The organism is Brenneria sp. hezel4-2-4 (assembly GCF_013155275.1).
In the GTDB taxonomy this organism is placed as follows: domain Bacteria; phylum Pseudomonadota; class Gammaproteobacteria; order Enterobacterales; family Enterobacteriaceae; genus Brenneria.
Genome location: NZ_JABJXS010000002.1, coordinates 436315 through 454566, shown reverse-complemented (window position 1 = coordinate 454566; position 18252 = coordinate 436315). Strand labels below are relative to the sequence as shown.

At 57.6% G+C, this 18252-nt stretch carries 11 protein-coding genes and 1 tRNA gene; 8 read left to right on the top strand and 4 right to left on the bottom strand.

The features are described from left to right. Positions 1 to 592: 592 nt before the first annotated feature. Positions 593 to 2143, bottom strand: a complete 1551-nt coding sequence (locus tag HOY33_RS06030; RefSeq protein ID WP_172289296.1) for an EAL domain-containing protein — start codon at positions 2141 to 2143, stop codon at positions 593 to 595. A 307-nt stretch (positions 2144 to 2450) separates the two neighbouring features. Between HOY33_RS06030 and HOY33_RS06025 the strand changes: the two genes are divergently transcribed. The 5 genes from HOY33_RS06025 to HOY33_RS06005 all read left to right on the top strand — a co-directional run bounded on the left by HOY33_RS06025 (position 2451) and on the right by HOY33_RS06005 (position 9164). After that, a complete protein-coding gene (locus HOY33_RS06025; protein ID WP_172289295.1) occupies positions 2451 to 4142 on the top strand; it encodes an ABC transporter ATP-binding protein in 1692 nt (563 codons plus the stop codon). Beyond that, positions 4135 to 5835, top strand: a complete 1701-nt coding sequence (locus HOY33_RS06020) for an ABC transporter substrate-binding protein (RefSeq protein WP_172289294.1) — start codon at positions 4135 to 4137, stop codon at positions 5833 to 5835. The genes HOY33_RS06025 and HOY33_RS06020 overlap by 8 nt, the downstream gene beginning before the upstream one ends. A gap of 25 nt (positions 5836 to 5860) precedes the next feature. Continuing rightward, on the top strand, positions 5861 to 6841 hold the full coding sequence (locus HOY33_RS06015) for an ABC transporter permease (protein ID WP_172289293.1): 981 nt from the start codon (positions 5861 to 5863) through the stop codon (positions 6839 to 6841). A 27-nt stretch (positions 6842 to 6868) separates the two neighbouring features. Beyond that, positions 6869 to 7708, top strand: coding sequence for an ABC transporter permease (locus tag HOY33_RS06010; RefSeq protein ID WP_172289292.1), 840 nt, complete (start codon positions 6869 to 6871; stop codon positions 7706 to 7708). 127 nt (positions 7709 to 7835) lie between these two features. Next, positions 7836 to 9164 carry an aminotransferase class III-fold pyridoxal phosphate-dependent enzyme gene (locus HOY33_RS06005; RefSeq protein WP_172289291.1) on the top strand — a complete coding sequence of 443 codons (1329 nt, stop codon included), beginning with the start codon at positions 7836 to 7838 and terminating at the stop codon, positions 9162 to 9164. Positions 9165 to 9203: 39 nt separating this feature from the next. Here HOY33_RS06005 and HOY33_RS06000 read toward each other — a convergent pair whose 3' ends face one another. From HOY33_RS06000 to HOY33_RS05990, 3 genes are read right to left on the bottom strand one after another with little or no spacing between them, the layout of a single operon-like run. Continuing rightward, on the bottom strand, positions 9204 to 13040 hold the full coding sequence (locus HOY33_RS06000) for a response regulator (RefSeq protein ID WP_172289290.1): 3837 nt from the start codon (positions 13038 to 13040) through the stop codon (positions 9204 to 9206). Positions 13041 to 13045: 5 nt separating this feature from the next. Further along, positions 13046 to 13423 (bottom strand): response regulator, encoded by a 378-nt coding sequence (locus HOY33_RS05995; RefSeq protein ID WP_172289289.1) that lies wholly within the window; start codon positions 13421 to 13423, stop codon positions 13046 to 13048. Next, positions 13423 to 15396: a methyl-accepting chemotaxis protein gene (locus HOY33_RS05990; RefSeq protein ID WP_172289288.1), complete on the bottom strand. Its 1974-nt coding sequence runs from the start codon at positions 15394 to 15396 to the stop codon at positions 13423 to 13425. The genes HOY33_RS05995 and HOY33_RS05990 overlap by 1 nt, the downstream gene beginning before the upstream one ends. A gap of 325 nt (positions 15397 to 15721) precedes the next feature. Between HOY33_RS05990 and HOY33_RS05985 the strand changes: the two genes are divergently transcribed. The 3 genes from HOY33_RS05985 (at position 15722) to HOY33_RS05975 (ending at position 18241) form a co-directional block, all read left to right on the top strand. Further along, positions 15722 to 15798, top strand: a tRNA-Val gene (locus HOY33_RS05985). A 482-nt stretch (positions 15799 to 16280) separates the two neighbouring features. After that, a complete protein-coding gene (locus HOY33_RS05980; protein WP_172289287.1) occupies positions 16281 to 17099 on the top strand; it encodes a UDP-2,3-diacylglucosamine diphosphatase in 819 nt (272 codons plus the stop codon). Beyond that, positions 17030 to 18241: a ceramide glucosyltransferase gene (locus HOY33_RS05975; RefSeq protein ID WP_253906935.1), complete on the top strand. Its 1212-nt coding sequence runs from the start codon at positions 17030 to 17032 to the stop codon at positions 18239 to 18241. The genes HOY33_RS05980 and HOY33_RS05975 overlap by 70 nt, the downstream gene beginning before the upstream one ends. Positions 18242 to 18252: the final 11 nt, after the last annotated feature.

The window sequence follows — 18252 nt, the reverse complement described above, 5'->3', positions numbered from 1 at the left end:
AACCGGATAGTGATTATAAACGCTGCTTTTATTGTTGGATGTTTAATCAGTTTTGGTAGTAGGGAAGGACTATAAGCCTATTGACATTAAATCTCTATAAACCTAAACGGTTAAATAGCAAGCAAAATTTACTGCAATTCAAACTATAACAATATTACAAGGTGTTATTCCCGGCATTCCCTGATTTTCATAAAATCCCTATTACGGTACATACTCCATATTCTATTTTCAATCACTCATATTTTAAAAAAATTTAGGTGGTTAAAATAAAACCACAAGAAAATTAGTTGCCTTAAGGCAAAATCTGAATCCATTTTTTAAATAAATTCATTTAGATGCTGTCTTTTAGGCGAAAAAATCATCAACCGGACATTGTATATTCGTTAATCTTTCACTCTGATTTATACGGTTAAAAAAATACTTCAGCGCTATCATTTTCTTACCTTTTCCGACAATCCGGGTAACATTTATTTACCTGCGCCCTACATGGGAAATTTTTAGCCTCGGAATATTTTGCTAAAGAATTTCGCCGGTTTGAACCGCTTTTTATAAACAAACAGCGTAGTAAGAAAACGTTTGCGTAAATAGACGATTAGATTTTATCGGCCGCGTCGGAAAGATAACGCGCCTTGAGATCCGCGCTACTCACCGGTTTGCCGAAATACCAGCCTTGCCCAACCGCATGTGGGCAATGCTGGCCGACATAGCCGGCCTGTTCAGCGGTTTCTATACCCTCAACCACCACAGTTGCATCGAACATGGCCATCAGGTTAAAGAGATACTCAACCATCTGCGCATTCACGGAATCCGTGCCGATTGCCTCAGTAAAGATCCTGTCGATTTTAATCACATCAAACGGCATTACGGCCAGATAGGACAAGTTAGAATAACCGGTGCCGAAATCATCCAGCGCAATCCGGTATCCCGCATCATGCAACTCGGTGAGCCTTTTGGACATCAAGGTATGATTTGCCGTCGAACGCTCCGTGACTTCCAACATAATCTGTTGTCTGGCAATGCCGGATAACTGCGTGAGTTCATCAAGATAAGACTGAAAATCAGTATCCAATACATCGCTAATATCAAGGTTAATGCTGATGTAAAAGGTTTTACTGGCGGTCAGGATATCCTGTAGATCCATCAACGCCATGCGGGTTACCTGACGGGTAATTTGCCCGATAATGCCCATTTTTTCCGCTACCGGGATGAAAACATCCGGCGGAATCGCCTCCCCTTGGCGATTGGTCCAGCGGATCAGCGCTTCGGCACCGATCATTTTGTTATCGCGCAGACAGACGATGGGTTGAAATCTGACGTGAAACTGTTTATCGCATACGGCTCGATAAAGTTGTTTGCTGAACGATTTGTTCCGCTCGATAAGCAGTATCGCCACCAGCGATAACGCCCCGCTCAATAATCCGCCCAGCAGCGAAACGATCATGCTGATATAAACCGGCAGAGAAAAGATCCCTGACCCGTTGAGGCGAACGTAGATGCAGATGTTATAAACTTGACTGCACTGATACCCCAGTCGGTATTGCTGATACCAGGCGCTGCCCTGCCGCGAATAGGTCTCTTTTGCGCCAAACGTCTGGAAAATATGACCATCGTCCGCCGTGGTTATTAGCGCGCTATAGCCGGGAATGGGAAGGGAGAAACGCTCGAAAGCATCAGGGGACGTGAATACGACGACGTCGTTTTGGCTGGCGGCATCCATTTCCATTCTGGGGTCAATCAATCCTTTTATCGCCCGCCAAAGCCGGGCTCCGCTTTTCCCCACCAGATCGGAAGCCGGCAGTTCGAGCGGAGACGGCAGGATCCCGCGTCCGGCGGTGCAGATCAGTTTGCCATCGTGAAGACGGCCGATATCCAGCAGGTAACGGTATTTGTAGACCAGAAAACGCAGATGAAACAGATCGTCATCCGTACAGGGATCGAATGCCAAACGGCTGGCCTCATCAATCGCCCGTGCGGATTGCATCGCCACGCCGTCCGCCCGAAGAACCAGCGACGCGGAGTAATCACGTAATTTTTGCTGATCGATTTCGGCTATCACCAACTGGCCGAGGAGTAGCATGCACAGCGCGCCGAGCGCGATATTAAAAATCATGGCGACTTTTGCTGTTCTGCTAATCGATTTCATCGCTGCGAACTCCCTGCCGGTGTAAACAATCTGTTCCCTGAACCCCATATCGGCATCTTCACGGCTAAGTTTATCTTTTTATTGGCGTAGTAAAAGTAGCCGGCATCCATATTGTGGCAACCATCATATAATCACGCAGCATAACTAATGCAAAACTATCCTAAAGAACATGCCGCCAATGCGATTAAAGTGATTACGCGTCGCCGGTCTGCTTTCGCGGGCCGACGGCTGCGACCCTCTTTCCCCCGCCCACGATTATTTCAGGGAAACGGGCAAAACGATGCGGCAATTTATTTAAGGTATTTGGATGACGGTATTACTGGATATAAAGGGACTGAGCGTTCATTTCCGCGAGCAGATGGCGGTAGATAATCTTGACCTGCAAATAACCGCGGGAGAAACGCTGGCGCTGGTGGGGGAATCGGGCTGCGGGAAGTCCACCACGGCGTTGAGCATTATGCGGCTGTTGCCCAAACAGGCCACGCTTAGCGGCGCGATCCTGCTGGATGGAACCGCTGTTCTACGTCAGAGTGAAAAGCAGCTGGCCGCAATGCGCGGCAATGTTATTTCGATGATTTTTCAGGAACCGATGACCTCGTTAAACCCGGTATTGACCATCGGGCAACAGGTCGCCGAGGCATTGACCCTGCATCAGCCATTAAGTCGGGCGCAGGCGAAAGAACGCGCGATTGAGATGCTGGCGTTGGTCAGGCTGCCCAATCCCAGAGACCGATTTAACGATTATCCCCATAGCCTGTCAGGCGGCCAGCGCCAGCGTGTGATGATCGCCATAGCCATCGCCTGTCAGCCTCGGCTGTTGATTGCCGATGAGCCGACGACCGCTCTGGATGTCACCATTCAGGCACAAATCCTCGCGCTGCTTGATGAGTTGCGTCGGGAATTAAAGATGGCGGTATTGCTGATCACCCATGATTTAGGCGTCGTCGCCCAATGGGCCGATCGGGTGGCCGTCATGCATAACGGGCGCAAACTGGAAGAAGGCCCGGTCGATGAGGTGCTGGGTAATCCGCAGCACACCTATACGCAAGGACTGCTACGGGCTTCGCTGCATATGGATCAGGAGCGGCATTACCGCCGCTCGCGTCTGGCGGAAATTCATTTCAGTGATAAGGAAGGGTTTACGCTCGCGCCGCCTCCGCTGCGCCCGCTCCATTTTCCTGAGCCGCAGCCGGATACCGTTCCGCTGCTGTCGGTTGACAACCTCACCGTAAACTATAACAGCGACCGAGGCGGCGCCGCGGCGGTTAACGATGTTTCACTGCATATTCAGGCCGGCGAAACCCTGGGTCTGGTGGGGGAATCCGGCTGTGGCAAGTCGACGCTGTCGCGCGCCATTATGCAGTTGGAACCCGTGCAGAGCGGCCAGGTGCGGTTTAACGGGCAGGATTTGTCGCCGCTATCCCGTAAGGCGTTGCTGCCCTGGCGAAAACAGATACAAATGATTTTCCAGGACCCGTACAGTTCGCTCAACCCACGTCACCGCATTGACGATATTCTTGGCTACGCGCTGGCGATCCACGGCATCAAAGATAAACGCGAGCGGGAACGGCGCATTGTGCGCATTCTTGATGACGTCGGCCTGCCCGGCACGGCACGAAATCGCTATGCCCACGAATTTTCCGGCGGCCAACGCCAGCGTATCGGCATCGCCCGGGCGCTGGTGTTACGCCCGCAATTATTGATCTGCGATGAGCCGGTTTCCGCGCTTGATGTCTCCGTTCAGGCTCAGGTGCTTAATTTGCTGGTGGATTTAAAGGCGGAGCTGGGTCTGACCTATCTGTTTATTTCTCACGATCTGGCGGTGGTGCGCTATATCGCCGATCGTGTTCTGGTCATGAACGGCGGACGCATCGTTGAAGAAGGCGATCACCAGCGCATCTGGCATCAACCTCAACATCCTTATACCCGCACGCTGCTAGATGCCGTGCCCGGCAAAAAAAATCATCCACCTCACCCGGAGAAAATGCACTATGCCTAATCACCCAACCGATCCTCGGCGTCCTTCCGACAACACCCCGGAGGCGCTTATCGAATACGAAATCAACCGTCGAAAATTTCTTGGTATCTCCGGCGCGATCCTGGCTTCTGGCGTGTTTGGCGGGCTATGGCCGCGAGACAGTATGGCCGAGGTCGGCAGCCTGCCGAATACCGTGGCCGGCGCGGTGCGCGGCGGTACGCTGGAGGCGGTGGTGCATCCGGAACCGCCCACGCTGGCTTTCTTTATCAATACCTCGACGCCCGGGCGTACGGTGGTCAGCAAGATTTTCGATGGGTTGTTTGATTACGCGCCGGACCTTTCCCCCCGCCCGCAGTTGGCGGAAAAGGTCGCGCTTTCAGATGACGGCTTGAAGGTGACGATCCATTTACGCCAAAACGTCTTCTGGCACGACGGCCAGCCGTTCACCTCGGCAGACGTGAAGTTCTCGGCGGAACATATCTGGCGGCAATATTCCCCCTTCGCCCGCCGGGTGTTCCAGTATCTGACCGCCACGGAAACGCCTGACGACCATACCGTGGTGCTGACGCTCTCCAAGCCCACGCCGGTGGTGCTTAACGCCCTTGATGTGGTCGCGACGCCGATTCTGCCCAAACATCTGTATGAATGCACCGATATTCCCAATAATCCGTATAACAACAAACCGGTCGGCACCGGGCCTTTCGTGTTTAAGGCATGGCAGCGCGGCAGCCATATCTCACTGGAGCGATTTGATAAATATTGGCAGCCCGACAGACCTTTCCTCGACAAACTGTTATTCAAAATCATTCCCGATGTTTCCGGCCGCGCCACCGCGTTTGAAACCGGCGCGATCCAATACGGCGAGCGTAACCCCGTGACCTTCGCCGATGCGGATCGGTTGGCGAAACTGCCTAACCTGACGCTGGATACCGCGGGGTACAATGGTTTCGCCACCTCATTCTGGCTGCTCCCCAATCTGCGCGATCCGATTCTGGGCAACCTGAAGGTTCGCCAGGCCATCGCCCATGCCGTCAATAAAGATCTGCTGGTTAAAACGGTATGGGGCGGCTATGCCAAACCGGCTACCGGCCCGGTATCCTCCCAGCTAAGCACCTTTTACACCGCCGATACCCAGCAATATCCTTTCGACCCTAAAAAGGCGCAGGCGCTGCTGGATGAAGCGGGCTACCCGAAAAAAGCGGATGGCTGGCGCTTTAAACTGAATCATGACTTTATTCCTTTTGGCGACGACTACCGCCGAACCGGCGAATTCGTGCGTCAGGCGCTGCGCGCCATTGGCATCGACGTGACGCTGCGCGCGCTGGATCTGGCTACCTGGAGTAAAAATGTCTTTAAGGATTATGACTACCAGTTAGCCAGCTCCTGGGGGGTAAACTGGACCGATCCGCAGTTGGGCGTCGAACAGTTGTACTGGTCGAAAGCGGAGAGCAAAGGCACCCCCTGGACCAATGCCTCCGGCTATGCCAGCCCCGAGGCCGACCAAATTATCGAAGCGGCGCAAATCGAGGTGGATCCGCAAAAGCGTGTGGCGCTCTATCATGCATTGCAGCAAATTGTGCAGCGCGATCTGTCGCAGATTAATATTTTTGAATTCCAGTGGTTTGGCGTCTGGGCCAGGAATCTGCGTAACGTGACGGACACGTTCAACCATAGCCAGAATAATTTTGCTCATGTCTGGCTGGACAAAAAATGAGGCGCGATAGCAGGAAAATGACACGATGAGCAAACGGCTTCTTTTCAGGTTGCTTCAGTTAGTTGGCGTCGTCATCGCCGTGGCGGTGCTTAACTTCTTCTTGCTGAAGGCGCTTCCGGGCGATCTGGTGGATGTCATCGCCAGCGAAAGCGGTAGCGCCGCGCCTGAACTCATCCAGCATCTGCGCGAACTGTACGGGCTGGATCGCAACCTGTTCGCACAGCTCATGGCCTATCTGGGAGAACTGGCGCGGGGCAATCTGGGGTTCTCGTTCCGTTTCGGCGAACCGGTGCTGGATCTGATTCTGGACCGAATGCCCGCGACCCTGCTGCTGGTGGGCGCCGCGCTGATCCTGTCGGTGACTGTCGGCGTTCTGCTGGGCATCGCCTCGGCACGGCGGCCGCACGGCGCGGCTGACACGGTCATTTCCGCGCTTGCCACCATCGGCTATTCGGCCCCGATGTTCTGGGTCGCGCTCATGCTGATCGTACTGTTTGCCGTTAAGCTGTCATGGTTGCCCGCCAGCGGCTGGCAAGATATCAATGCCGGATACACCGGTTTGCGTCAACTGTGGGATATAGCGGCGCACCTGGTGCTGCCGGTGCTGACGTTGGCGATTTATTACATGGCGGTCTATGCCCGGCTGTCCCGCGCATCGATGATTGAAACGCTGTCCGAGGACTTTATCCGTACCGCGTGGGCCAAAGGCGCGCGTGAACAGCGGGTGCTTTTCCGCCACGCGCTGCGTCATGCGTTGCTACCGGTGATCACCATGTTGGGATTACAGAGCAGCGCCCTGCTGGGAGGCTCGATCGTGGTGGAAACCGTTTTCGCCTGGCCGGGACTGGGGCAACTGTCGTTTGACGCCATCCGTAGCCGGGATATCCCGGTATTGCTGGGCGTATTGCTGTTCAGCAGCGTGCTGGTGGTGTTATCGAATCTGGCGGTGGACATGGTGCATGCCTGGCTCGATCCGCGGGTACGAATCGTTAATCGCGGGCGTTGAACGCCGGCAAGATAAACAGGAAAGAGAATGCGTTGGTTACTACAACCCTCGGCCACGATCGGCCTTACCATCCTGCTGGCTGTACTGACGGCTGCCGGTGCGGCGAGCAGGCTTTTCCCCGAGGACCCTATGAATATGGTGGGCGTTCCCTATCTGTGGCCGGGGCAGGACGTTCAGTTCCCGCTCGGCACCGACCTGATGGGACGGGATATTCTGGCCGGACTGTTTCACGGCGCCCGCGTATCGCTGCTGGTGGGCATCGCCTCAACGGTGATGGCCCTACTGATCGGCATCGCCGTCGGTGTGGCGTCCGGTTTTTACCGCGGACGGGTAGACAGCGTGCTGACCGGGATCACCATGCTGTTTCAAACCATTCCGGCATTTCTGCTGGCTATCATTCTGGTGGCGGTATTGCAGCCGTCCATCGCCACCATCATTTTCGCCCTCGGCATCACCTCCTGGACCAGCATCGCCAGACTCGTGCGAACTGAATTTCTGGCGTTGCGCGAACGGGAATTCGTCCGCGCCAGTATTTCTCTGGGCGCCGGCGATATGCATCTTATCTTTCGTGAAATCCTCCCCAATGCCTGGACGCCGGTGGTGGTTTCCACCGCGCTGCTGATTGCCAACGCTATCCTGTCCGAAGCCGGTTTATCTTTCCTCGGGCTGGGCGATCCCAACGTGGTGAGCTGGGGGTCGATGATTGGCACCGGGCGGGATGCGCTGCGCACCGGATGGTATATGACCGCCCTCCCCGGCGTGGCCATTATGCTGACGGTCATGGCGCTTAACCTGCTGAGCGACGCATTGCATACCGCGCTCAACCCGCGCTTGCGGCGCAGCGGCTCGACGTTGTCTATTATGTAGCCATGCCTGCATCGTTCGCCGCATGACTTCTTTGAAAAACGGTATGATAAGCCAGGCTGGTTGTCAGATGATTTAGCCGGTAATCCGACCAAGGTGTTTAACCCCCGAATAGAGCTAGGTACGCGCCATGTCCAAACAGCAAGAAGATGCGAGTAAGCTGATTAACGATAATTTCTGGATCCCCTTTACCCCCAATGGTGACTTTCACCAGGATCCGAAATTATTCACCGGAGCGAAAGGCGTTTACTATCAGGATGCCGCTGGCAACCGCGTACTGGACGGCGCCTCCGGTCTGTTTACCTCCGCGTTGGGGCACGGTCGCCCTGAAATTGCCGAGGCGGTTTATCAGCAGTTGCTGACGCTGGACTACACGTCCAGCTTTTATCGCAGTCACCCTCTGGCGTTTAAAACCGCCCATGAACTGGCGAAAATATTACCGCCCCGGCTTGATCGCATTTTTTTTGCGAACTCGGGTTCAGAAGCGATCGATAGCGCGCTGAAAGTGGCGCTTGCCTACCAGCGCGCGCGTAAACAAGGTTCACGCACGCTGTTTATCTCCCGCGAGCGCGCCTATCATGGCGTCAACTTTGGCGGCGTTGCCTTAAGCGGGCTGACCAACAATCGTCGACAGTTCGCCGGTAGCTGGCCGCAGGTTGTTCACCTGCGCCACACCTGGCTGGAAGAGAATCGCTATAGCCGGGGTCAACCGGAACACGGCGCCTATCTGGCCGACGACCTTCAACGCCTGATTGAGTTACACGGGGCAGAAAATGTAGCAGCCTGTGTCATCGAACCTATCGCCGGCTCCACCGGCGTGCTGGTGCCGCCCAAAGGCTATCTGGAGCGTATTCGGCAACTGTGCGATCGCTATGATATTTTATTGATTCTGGATGAAGTGATCTGCGGATTCGGCCGCACAGGCAAGGCGTTTGCCAGCCAGACGTTTAATATTCGCCCGGACATTATCACCCTTGCCAAAGCGCTGACCAACGGCACACAACCGATGGCCGCCGTCGCCGTAGACCGCCGCATTTATGATGAAATTATTAACGCCGCCGATGAGCTGAGCATTGAATTCTTTCATGGCTACACCTGGAGCGCCCACCCAGCCGCCTGCGCCGCGGCGCTGTCTACCCTACGGCTATATCAGACCGATGACGCTTTCGCGAAAAGTGACGCGCTTAGCCCCTACTTTCTGGATAGGCTGTTTGAATTACAGGGCATACCGGTTATTACCGATATCCGCGGGTTCGGGCTGCTGGGCGGCATTGATGTGCGCCCGGCGGAGAAACCCGGCCTACGCGGTTATCGGCTACAAAAGAAGCTGTTTGAGCAAGGGCTACACCTCAAATCGACCGGAGATTCATTGATTATCGCCCCGATCCTGCTTTCAACACGCGGGCAGATTGATGAGCTGTTTGCCATTCTTCAGCGGGTATTGAGCGAAGAACAGTAAGCGCGCGATAGCCGTTTACGCCGCGAGAGGGATACGGCGTCACGCCCCATGCCTCTCTTCCAACCATGCCTGAACGATGGCAATCGCGGTATCCGTATCGAAGGCGTCCATCGCGTCGCATAATGCCTGCGTCTGCGGGCCTAAATCGGCGCCATGACGCGCCAGCAGCGCATCAAACAGATCCAGCGCGGCCATGTCGTTGGTCTGCAAAGCCGCGGCCAGCTCCGCCAGATCCGATTCCAGCACGCGGTTATCCGCGGTAATCAGATCGTCCGCGCGCGTTTCAACAACGCCGTCATGCCGCAGTAACCACGCCTGTTGCGCCGCCAGCGCTTCATCCAGCGCCACAGGCAGACCGGCGGCCTGCCGCGTCAGCGCCTGACGTTCAGCGCCGTTCCCGACGCCCTGTTCGATGGCGGCGCAGGCCGCCGTCAATCGGCGCGCGCCGGTCGCGGCGGCAGTGCTCTTGAGTTGATGGGCGGCATCGCGCGCGTCGGCCCATTCGCCTTCCGCCAGACTCCGGGTGATGCGCGCGACCAGACGCCGGGACGCCGGGGCAAAGTCATGCAGCAGTTGCGAATAGAACGCCCGATCCTGACCCAACCGTTGCAGGGCGTCGGCGACATCCAGCAGCGCCGCATCGCCTGGCGACGACGGCGTCGCATCCGCTTCAGGCGCCGGCGCGACGTCGGCGCGAACCGTTCTTCCGGTATGGCGCAGAATAATGTCGACCAGTTCTTCCAGATGGAACGGTTTGCCGATATGACCATTCATGCCCGCCTCAAGACAGGCGTCCCGATCCGACGGCATGGCGTTGGCGGTCATGGCGATGATTGGCAGCCGATCGAAACTCGATTCGCTGCGGATAGCCTGCGTGGCCTGCAAGCCATCCATCACCGGCATCTGCATATCCATCAACACCAGATCGTAGGCGTCCGGCGCCGCATCCAGCGCCTGAATACTCTGCAACCCGTCGCTCACCACGCTAATCCGCGCCCCTTCGCGCGCCAAGAGTCGGATCGCCACATCCTGATTGATTTCGTTATCCTCCACCAGCAACAGGCGTATCCCGGCCAACCGGCATGGCTGCGTCGGCGAATCGGACTGCGCTAATCGACTGCGCCGCTGAATCGCATGTTGGATCATGGAAAAGCTGATCGGCTTGTACAACATCGGCATGCCGTCGTGCGGCGGTCTGGGGCTGGATGACAATAGCAGGATCACCGGCCCCGGCAGGCCCGGTTCGGCGCGTAACCGCGCCAGCAACGGCTGATAGCCCGGCGCATCCACGCTCAGCAGCGCCAGTTGCGGCGGCGCTTCGTCATCCAGCGCCGCCAGCGCGGATGCAGCATCGACACAGGCCGCGACCTGCCAGCCGCCGCAGCGCTCAAGCAGCTTGCCGATCGCCGAGCGGGATAGCGGATGCGGCTCCAGCAGCAGCGCCCGTTTCCCCGCCAACGCTGGCGGCAACACGCCATCTTCCGCCTCATCCCATCGCTGTTCATCGCTCTGACGGGGCCGCGCTAACGCAACATCAGCAATGTCTGCCGGGAATTTTTTCACCGGCTGCAACCAAATCTGGAACCAGAAGCGGCTGCCGCGCCCTATTTCGCTCCGTACCCGCAGTTGTCCGCCCATCAGTTCCACCAACCGGTGGCTGATGGTCAGCCCCAGCCCGGTGCCGCCGTAGCGGCGTGAAATAGAGGCTTCCGCCTGATTAAATCCGGTGAAAATGTGTTTGATGGCATCCTCGCTGATGCCGATGCCGGTATCCTGCACCGCGAACTCCAGCAACACGCCCTGTTCACTGTGCCGCAGGCAGCTTAACTGCAACCGCACCTCGCCTCTGGCGGTAAACTTCACCGCATTGCCGCCCAGATTGATCAGGATCTGTTTGAGCCGCAGCGCGTCCCCCAACAACAGCGGCGGAACGGCGGGATCCAACTCATACACCAGTTCCAGCCGTTTGCCGCCCAGCGTGCCGGACATAATGGTGGAGACATCCGCCAGCAAATCCGCCAGTTTGAACGGCTCGGTATCCAGCAGCATCATGCCGGCTTCCACTTTGGAGAAGTCGAGAATATCGTTGAGAATGTCCAGCAGCGAATGTGCCGCGCCTTCCATCTTGCGCAACAATTCGCGCTGTTCAGCGCTGGCGCCGGTGTGTTCTATCAGCTGCATCATGCCCATGATGGCGTTCATCGGCGTACGAATTTCGTGACTCATGTTAGCCAAAAAGCGGCTCTTGCTGCGCGAGGCGGCATCGGCCTCTTCCAGCGCCTGATGCAGGTCGGTGACATCGATCCAGAACAGCACCCGCATACCGTCCGAGGTGGTGACGCCGACACGTTTGATGCAGCGCCCGTCGCTCAATTTTATCTGCTGGTGAAAGGTGGGCTGAAACCACAGTTCGCGCTGCTGGCGCCGCCAACCCTCGGCGTCGTCGTGCAGTTCCGGCGTGATAGCGGCCTCCACCGCCAGTTCCAGCACCGCCTCGGCGGAGATACCGGGCTGTATCCGATGCCCTCTATCGCCAAATATCTCCCGGTAGCGGTCGTTGCACAGCACCAGCCGTTCATCGGCGTCATACAGCACAAAAGCTTCATCCAGCGCATCCAGCGCCGACCTCAGCACCCGCTCGCTGGTTTCGACGCGCAGCCGCGCCTCCACCTGAGCGCTGACATCCTGCATCGCTCCCACCAGCCGGTACAGTTTGCCTTGCTGATACTGCACCTCGCCGCTGATGTTGACCCAAATGGCGCGCCCGCCCATCAGCACAAGCCGCACCTCAAATGAAAAAGGCTCGCCGCTCTCCATCGTGTGGCGCACCTGCGCGCGATAGGCCGACCACTGCTGCGGCATCATGCGCTGTATCAGCGCCTGCACTCTGTCCAGATTCATCACCCGCTCGGACAGCCCCAGCAGATTGCACGTTCCCCGGGTGAGGTGCAGCTTCCGGTTTTCCGGGAGATAATACCAACCGCCCACGCTGGCGATCTTGCCGGTACGTTCCAGCATATCGAGGCTCAGTTTCAGGTTGGTGATATCGGAACGGATCGACATGTATTTCACCGGGCGGCCCTTTTCCCCCAGCATCGGCGCAATCACGCTGTCCAGCCAGTAGAGCGAACCATCCTTGGCGCGGTTGCAGATCTCGCCGTGCCAGATGCCGCCGCGAGAAACGGTGCGCCACATTTCGCGCCAGAACGGTGCGTCATGCGTGCCGGAAGTGAACATGCTGTGGCGCTGGCCGATGACCTCCTCGGCGCGGTAGCCGCTAACCGTTAGAAAACGGTCGTTGACCTTGGTGATTCGGCCTTGCAGATCGGTTTCGGTGACGATGGCGTAACGATCGAGGATATCCAGCACCGCCTGGCGGTCACGCAGCGCGAGCTGCGTCATTTTTCGCTCGCGACGCTGTTGGTCGATGTCCACCTGCACCACCAGATAACCGGTGAATGAGCGACCCGACAGCGCGCCGCGCCCCAGCTTGCGCAGCGGGTGCAGTTCCACAATCATACAGCGCTCTTCGCCGCGGGCCAGACGGAACATCAGGTCGATACGCAGCTCGCGCCGTCCGCTCATGGCGCTGTCGATCGCCGCCACCGGCGCGCTGTCCGCCACCCGTTCGCTCAGGAAGCCGAACCAGTCGCGATCCGTCAACGCCGCGCCGCCAAAGCCGGTGATTTCGCCATAAGCCTCGTTGACCCACGCCACCCGGCCATCCGGCCGCAGCAGGCAGGCGGCGTCGCTGCGCAACCGCATCATACCGACCATCTGGCTCATATAATCCCAGTCACGACGGCGCACGTGGCGCCAGTACAGCACCAGCGCCGCTACCGTCGCCGCCATCCCCCAGCAGAAAACCGCCGTCATCGCATTCAGCCTTTGTCCAGTTGCGCCAGCGCCGCCTGCAACGCTGTCTGAGAAAGCGGTTTTTCCAGAAAGCCATTGGCGCCAAGGGCAAGGTAATGACGCCGTGTCTCCTCGCCGTTGTGCCCGGAAACCATCACTACCCGCAGATGCGGCCCGCCGCTGCGCCGCTCCTGCGCCCGCAGGGCGCGCAACGTCTCTTCGCCATTCAGCTTCGGCATATTGATATCCAGCAGCATCAGGTCAAACGGCTGTTGTCGCACCAGTTGCAACGCCTTTTCACCCTCGCCCGCCAGCGCGCCGGAGTGCCCCAACTCACGCAACAGCCGAGCGGCGATGCGCAGGTTCAGAACATCATCATCCACCACCAGTACCCGCAACCCCATTACGCGCGGCCCGACAGCATGCGGATCGCCTGTACCAGTTGCTGTCCGGCGTCATACAGCGGCTGGTTGCTGGCCAGCTTCTGTTCCGCCTCACTCATCTTCTTGCGGTTAATCAGTTCCGCCACCGTACCCACCTCGGCGTGAAACGCCCGGTGCGCGTTAACCAGCGCCTCGTACTCCGGCGTTCCTCCCAGCCGCGCTTTACCCGGCCCATTCAACCAGGCTCCCAGCGCGCAGCTGTCGTCGCGCCCCGCTTTCGGATCCAGCGCCAGCTTACGATTGATGGCGTTACGCAGCGTAACGCGCCACTGCTGGTGGCTGGTGACGGCATGCTCGAAATCGATATGGCTCCCCTCACCGCTCATGCCGCTATTCCAGCTACGTCGCAACTCGCCGGCATCCACCTCAGCCAGCGTGGTATCGCGTTCGGTGAGACGGAACACCCGGATAGTGTTATGCACCAACTCCACCTGACGGTTAAGGGCGTTGGCCGCCGAGGCCAGATCATCCACCATCGTGGCGTTCTGTTGGGTGATGGTATCCAGGCTGGAGACTTCGTCATTCACCTGCCCGACGCCGGCGGACTGCTCCCGGGCGGCGGTATTGATCTGATCCAGCATACTGCTCACCAGGCCTACCGCGTCGGTCACCTCCCGCATACGGGTCAACGCATCGGCGGCACGCTTACCGCCCTCTCCGACCCTGGCGCCGGACTCTTCAACCAGGCTGCGTACTTCTTTGGCCGCGCCGGCGGTACGCTGCGCCAGCGACTGAATTTCCGTCGCCACCACCGCGAACCCTTTGCCCTGCTCGCCCGCACGCGCGGCTTCCACCGCCGCGTTCAGCGCCAGAATGTTGGTCTGGAAAGCGACCCCTTCGATCACCTGAATGATATCCTGAATGCGCTGCGACGACTCTTCGATCGCCTGCATGGTACGCACCACGCCCTGCACCGCGTCATCGCCGCGCAGCACCGCCTCGGCAGTGAGCCGCGCGTGTTGAGCGCCGTCGTTGGCCAGTTGGGTGGTCTGCTGAATGGTGCGATAGATTTGCTCCATCGTCGCGGCGGTCTGCTCCAGACTGCCGGCCTGAGAGTCGGTGCGCGTAGCCATGTCCTTATTGCCGTTGGCGATCTCCTGAGTACCGCCCAACAGGTTGGCGACTTCGTGGCGCACATCGCGCACCACAGTGCGCACCGAAACATTGAGCTGCGCCAGCGCCAACTGAATCTGGGCGATTTCACCACGGCCGGTGACCGGCACAAAACGAGTCAGGTCGCCGCCGGCCATCAGGTTGGCGACCGCCACCACCTGACGCAGCGGCGTCACCGTCTGGCGCATCAACAGCCAGGCGACCAACGCCGCACTGACGGTCGCCGCCAACGCCGTTCCCCACAACGGCGCGCCGGCGGCCTGCGCCAGCAGCGGCCCGCCCGCGGCCAGCATGCTCAAAAAGACGATATGCCCGCACAATCCGGGGTTGAACCCGCGCGCCAGCCAGCCTGTCAGCGTGCGACGCACCAGTTGGCCCCGATGCAGAGCGTGGCGGCGGCGTCCCTGATCCGCCTCCTGACGCATGATGGCGTATAGCCGCTCGGCAGCGGCAATCTCCTCATCCGGCGCCCGCGATCGCACCGACAAAAAGCCGACGGTACGTTCACCGTCGCGCACCGGCGTTACGTTGGCCCGCACCCAGTAATAGTCGCCATTCTTGCGCCGGTTTTTCACCAACGCCGTCCAGGGCAAACCCGACTTGATCGTGGCCCACATATCACGGAAAGTTTCCTGTGGCATATCGGGATGACGTACGATGTTGTGCGGCTGGCCCAGCAGTTCCTCACTGGTGAAACCGCTGACGTTAATGAAATTGGCGTTGCAGTAAGTAATACTTCCTTTTAGATCGGTAATAGAGATAAGTGTTTGATCCCCAGGGAAAACATAACCATTCTGGGTGACAGGCAAATTTTTTCGCATTCTTGGAACTCGGTGATATTTCGTAACTGATGTTACCTTTATCGGAAACTATCACTCAATTCTTTAACAACGTTGAGATTTTTTGTTATCTATTATTCCAACAAGCACACCTCGCCACCGGCGGAATAAATCGGTCAGATTGGTGAACAAGGCACGTAACAGGTTAAACATTCGGCATCTGAAAACAGCGACTGAACAAAGGACTTGCCATCTATCCCGGACGAGTCCATAATAGCGTCCGTTCCAGCCATTGGGACAAAGAAAAGCATTTTAATCAAACGGTTAGTGTTCAAGACAGCATCCGTTGAAATGCAGTATTTCCTGTACGACCGTAGCTCAGTTGGTTAGAGCACCACCTTGACATGGTGGGGGTCGGTGGTTCGAGTCCACTCGGTCGTACCAATTCAAATTCCACAGACTTCCACTAAGGTCTGTAGGTCGTTGAAAAGAGGTGAAAACCTCTCCTTTTGTATCCATTGATAGCCAACCCTAACCTGCGTATCGGGAATCACGATCGCGGCGCTTTCAGTCTTATCCGCTCGCCGGGCAGAAATCCGATCATTTTATTTTCGCGATTATCGCCAATTATCCATTCCCGTCACGTCATGCTTCCCTGAGCTAAAATAAACCGGCGCCGTGTGCGGCCCAGGCGAAATTGTCGTTAAGATTTCCTTAAGGAATCATCGGCAAGATACCCATTCATGCTCACTCTAGGTTGCGTTCTTCCAGCTCGAAACACCAAGGTCTTACTCAGACCCGCATGCCTAACTGCCGGCTCCATTACTTTGGGTACGCCCTCATTTAGCATCTATAGTGGTACATAACAACGTATTATCTGAGCATTTTTGGCTGTCTGTAAATCGGAGCCTATACTTGGAGGCATTATGTCACACGATAGTCTTCTCCTTTCCCCGATACGCTATCGCAGTCTTTTTCTCTCAGACCTGCATCTGGGATCGCGGGGATGCCGCGCAGATAAACTGCTGGCGTTTCTCCGGCTGCATGAAGCCGATCATATCTATTTGGTGGGAGATATCTTTGACATCTGGCATCGCCGCGCAGTCCACTGGACACGACACCATGACCTTATCATCGATTTGCTTTGCCGCCGCGAGCGGCAGGGCGTCAAGATAGTGCGCCTACCCGGCAATCACGATCCGCTTAGCCTGACGGGACGATGCGTTCACCCGCTGTTGACCGCCATCGCGCCGACCGCCAACCCGGTCATCCACAAGGCCGCCGACAAACGCCGCTATCTTGTATTGCATGGCGATTGCTGCGATTTCTGGCCCGGCCGTTCTCATGCCGTCTCACGTCTGGGCAGCGGCATCGACTGGTATCTGCGCCGCCGGCAGGGGTTGCCGGACTCCCAGCGCGCGGAGACATCCGCCCCGCTCCATCGCCTGATAAGCAGGGTCGGCTCGCTGCTGAGAGTCGGCAATCACATCGAACGGCGTCTGATAGATCTGGCCAGGCAAAACGACGCTGACGGCATCATCTGCGGTCACCTGCACAAACCTGCGCTGCAAATGCGCAACGGTATTCTGTATGCCAACTGCGGAGACTGGATTAACAGCCTGAGCGCCATTGCGGAAGACACTCAGGGCAGGTTCAGCCTGATTGACTGGAGCAGTTGCCCGTCATCCCTGCCATTATTGCCCGTTTCCGTTTCAGAACCCGACAGCGAGACCGCTACCGCATGACGCTAACCGCCAATTTTGCCGCCGTCATCTGCGCGACGCTCACCGTCATTCAGTTTGGCTCCCTCGGCCTTGCCCTGTGGCGTCTGCGTCGTCCGCTGAAAAACAAACACCCGCACGGCGAGTATCCCTTTATTGCGCTAACACGCCCTCTGTGCGGACAGGACAATTTCGAAGAAGAGACGCTGCGTTCAACCTTCCTGCAAGACTATCCCGCTTACGAAATCCTGTTCTGTGTCGCTTCCGAAAACGATCCGGTCATCCCACTGGTGAAAAAGGTTATCGCTTCCTACCCCGGGCAGCCGGCGCGTTTGCTGATAGGCGAAGACAATATCTCCGGCAACCCCAAGATAAACAATCTTAACAAGGCCTGGCTGGCCACCCGTGCGGACTGGGTGGCGATGGCCGACAGTAATCTGCTGCTGCCGACCGATTATCTGCGCTCCCTGATAGATGTCTTTGACGACCACACCGGGCTGGTCAGTTCTCCCGCCGTCGGCGTCCGGCCGCAGAATCTGTGGGGTTCGGTGGAGGCGGCGATGTTCAATACCCATCAGGCCCGCTGGCAGCTCCTGGCCGATTTGACCGGAACCGGCTTTGCACAGGGGAAGACGCTCTTCTGGCGCCGCGATGTACTGGAAAATGGCGGAGGTCTGGCGGCGCTTGGCGCTGAACTGGCGGAGGATGTCGCGTCAACCAAACTGGTACGCCGCGCCGGACTCAAGGTACGGCTGCCTCCGCGCCCTTTTCCACTGCCGATTGGACGCCGTAGTCTGAGTGCGGTCTGGAGCCGGCAGTTACGCTGGGCACGTATCCGCCGCTTTGGTTTTCTGTGGCTGTTCGTGCCGGAGATATTGCTGGGATCGCTGCCGGCGCTGGCGGCGGCAAGCTACCTGTCGGCGACAGGCGTGCTTCCCTGGGCAGTACCGCCGGCGCTCATGGCGTTGTGGTATGCTGGAGAATGGGGACTGGCAAGAGCGGTCGGGTGGCCGCACCGGCTGCAAGACGTTCTGGCCATGGCGATCCGCGATCTTTTACTGCCCGCGCTGTGGTTATGGTGCTGGACCGGGCGCAGCTTCGTCTGGCGTGGTAACGTACTGGATGCCAAGCCGCTGCCCTCAGGCAACCAGCAACCCAAAGAGTGAGAAGAGAAATT

Excerpts from the sequence above, each read along its gene's own strand:
- HOY33_RS06015 (WP_172289293.1), top strand. The coding sequence starts at position 5,861 with ATGAGCAAACGGCTTCTTTTCAGGTTGCTTCAGTTAGTTGGCGTCGTC.
- HOY33_RS06025 (WP_172289295.1), top strand. The coding sequence starts at position 2,451 with ATGACGGTATTACTGGATATAAAGGGACTGAGCGTTCATTTCCGCGAG.
- HOY33_RS05995 (WP_172289289.1), bottom strand. The coding sequence starts at position 13,423 with ATGGGGTTGCGGGTACTGGTGGTGGATGATGATGTTCTGAACCTGCGC.
- HOY33_RS05990 (WP_172289288.1), bottom strand. The coding sequence starts at position 15,396 with ATGCGAAAAAATTTGCCTGTCACCCAGAATGGTTATGTTTTCCCTGGG.
- HOY33_RS06005 (WP_172289291.1), top strand. The coding sequence starts at position 7,836 with ATGTCCAAACAGCAAGAAGATGCGAGTAAGCTGATTAACGATAATTTC.
- HOY33_RS06000 (WP_172289290.1), bottom strand. The coding sequence starts at position 13,040 with ATGACGGCGGTTTTCTGCTGGGGGATGGCGGCGACGGTAGCGGCGCTG.
- HOY33_RS05980 (WP_172289287.1), top strand. The coding sequence starts at position 16,281 with ATGTCACACGATAGTCTTCTCCTTTCCCCGATACGCTATCGCAGTCTT.
- HOY33_RS06020 (WP_172289294.1), top strand. The coding sequence starts at position 4,135 with ATGCCTAATCACCCAACCGATCCTCGGCGTCCTTCCGACAACACCCCG.
- HOY33_RS06030 (WP_172289296.1), bottom strand. The coding sequence starts at position 2,143 with ATGAAATCGATTAGCAGAACAGCAAAAGTCGCCATGATTTTTAATATC.
- HOY33_RS06010 (WP_172289292.1), top strand. The coding sequence starts at position 6,869 with ATGCGTTGGTTACTACAACCCTCGGCCACGATCGGCCTTACCATCCTG.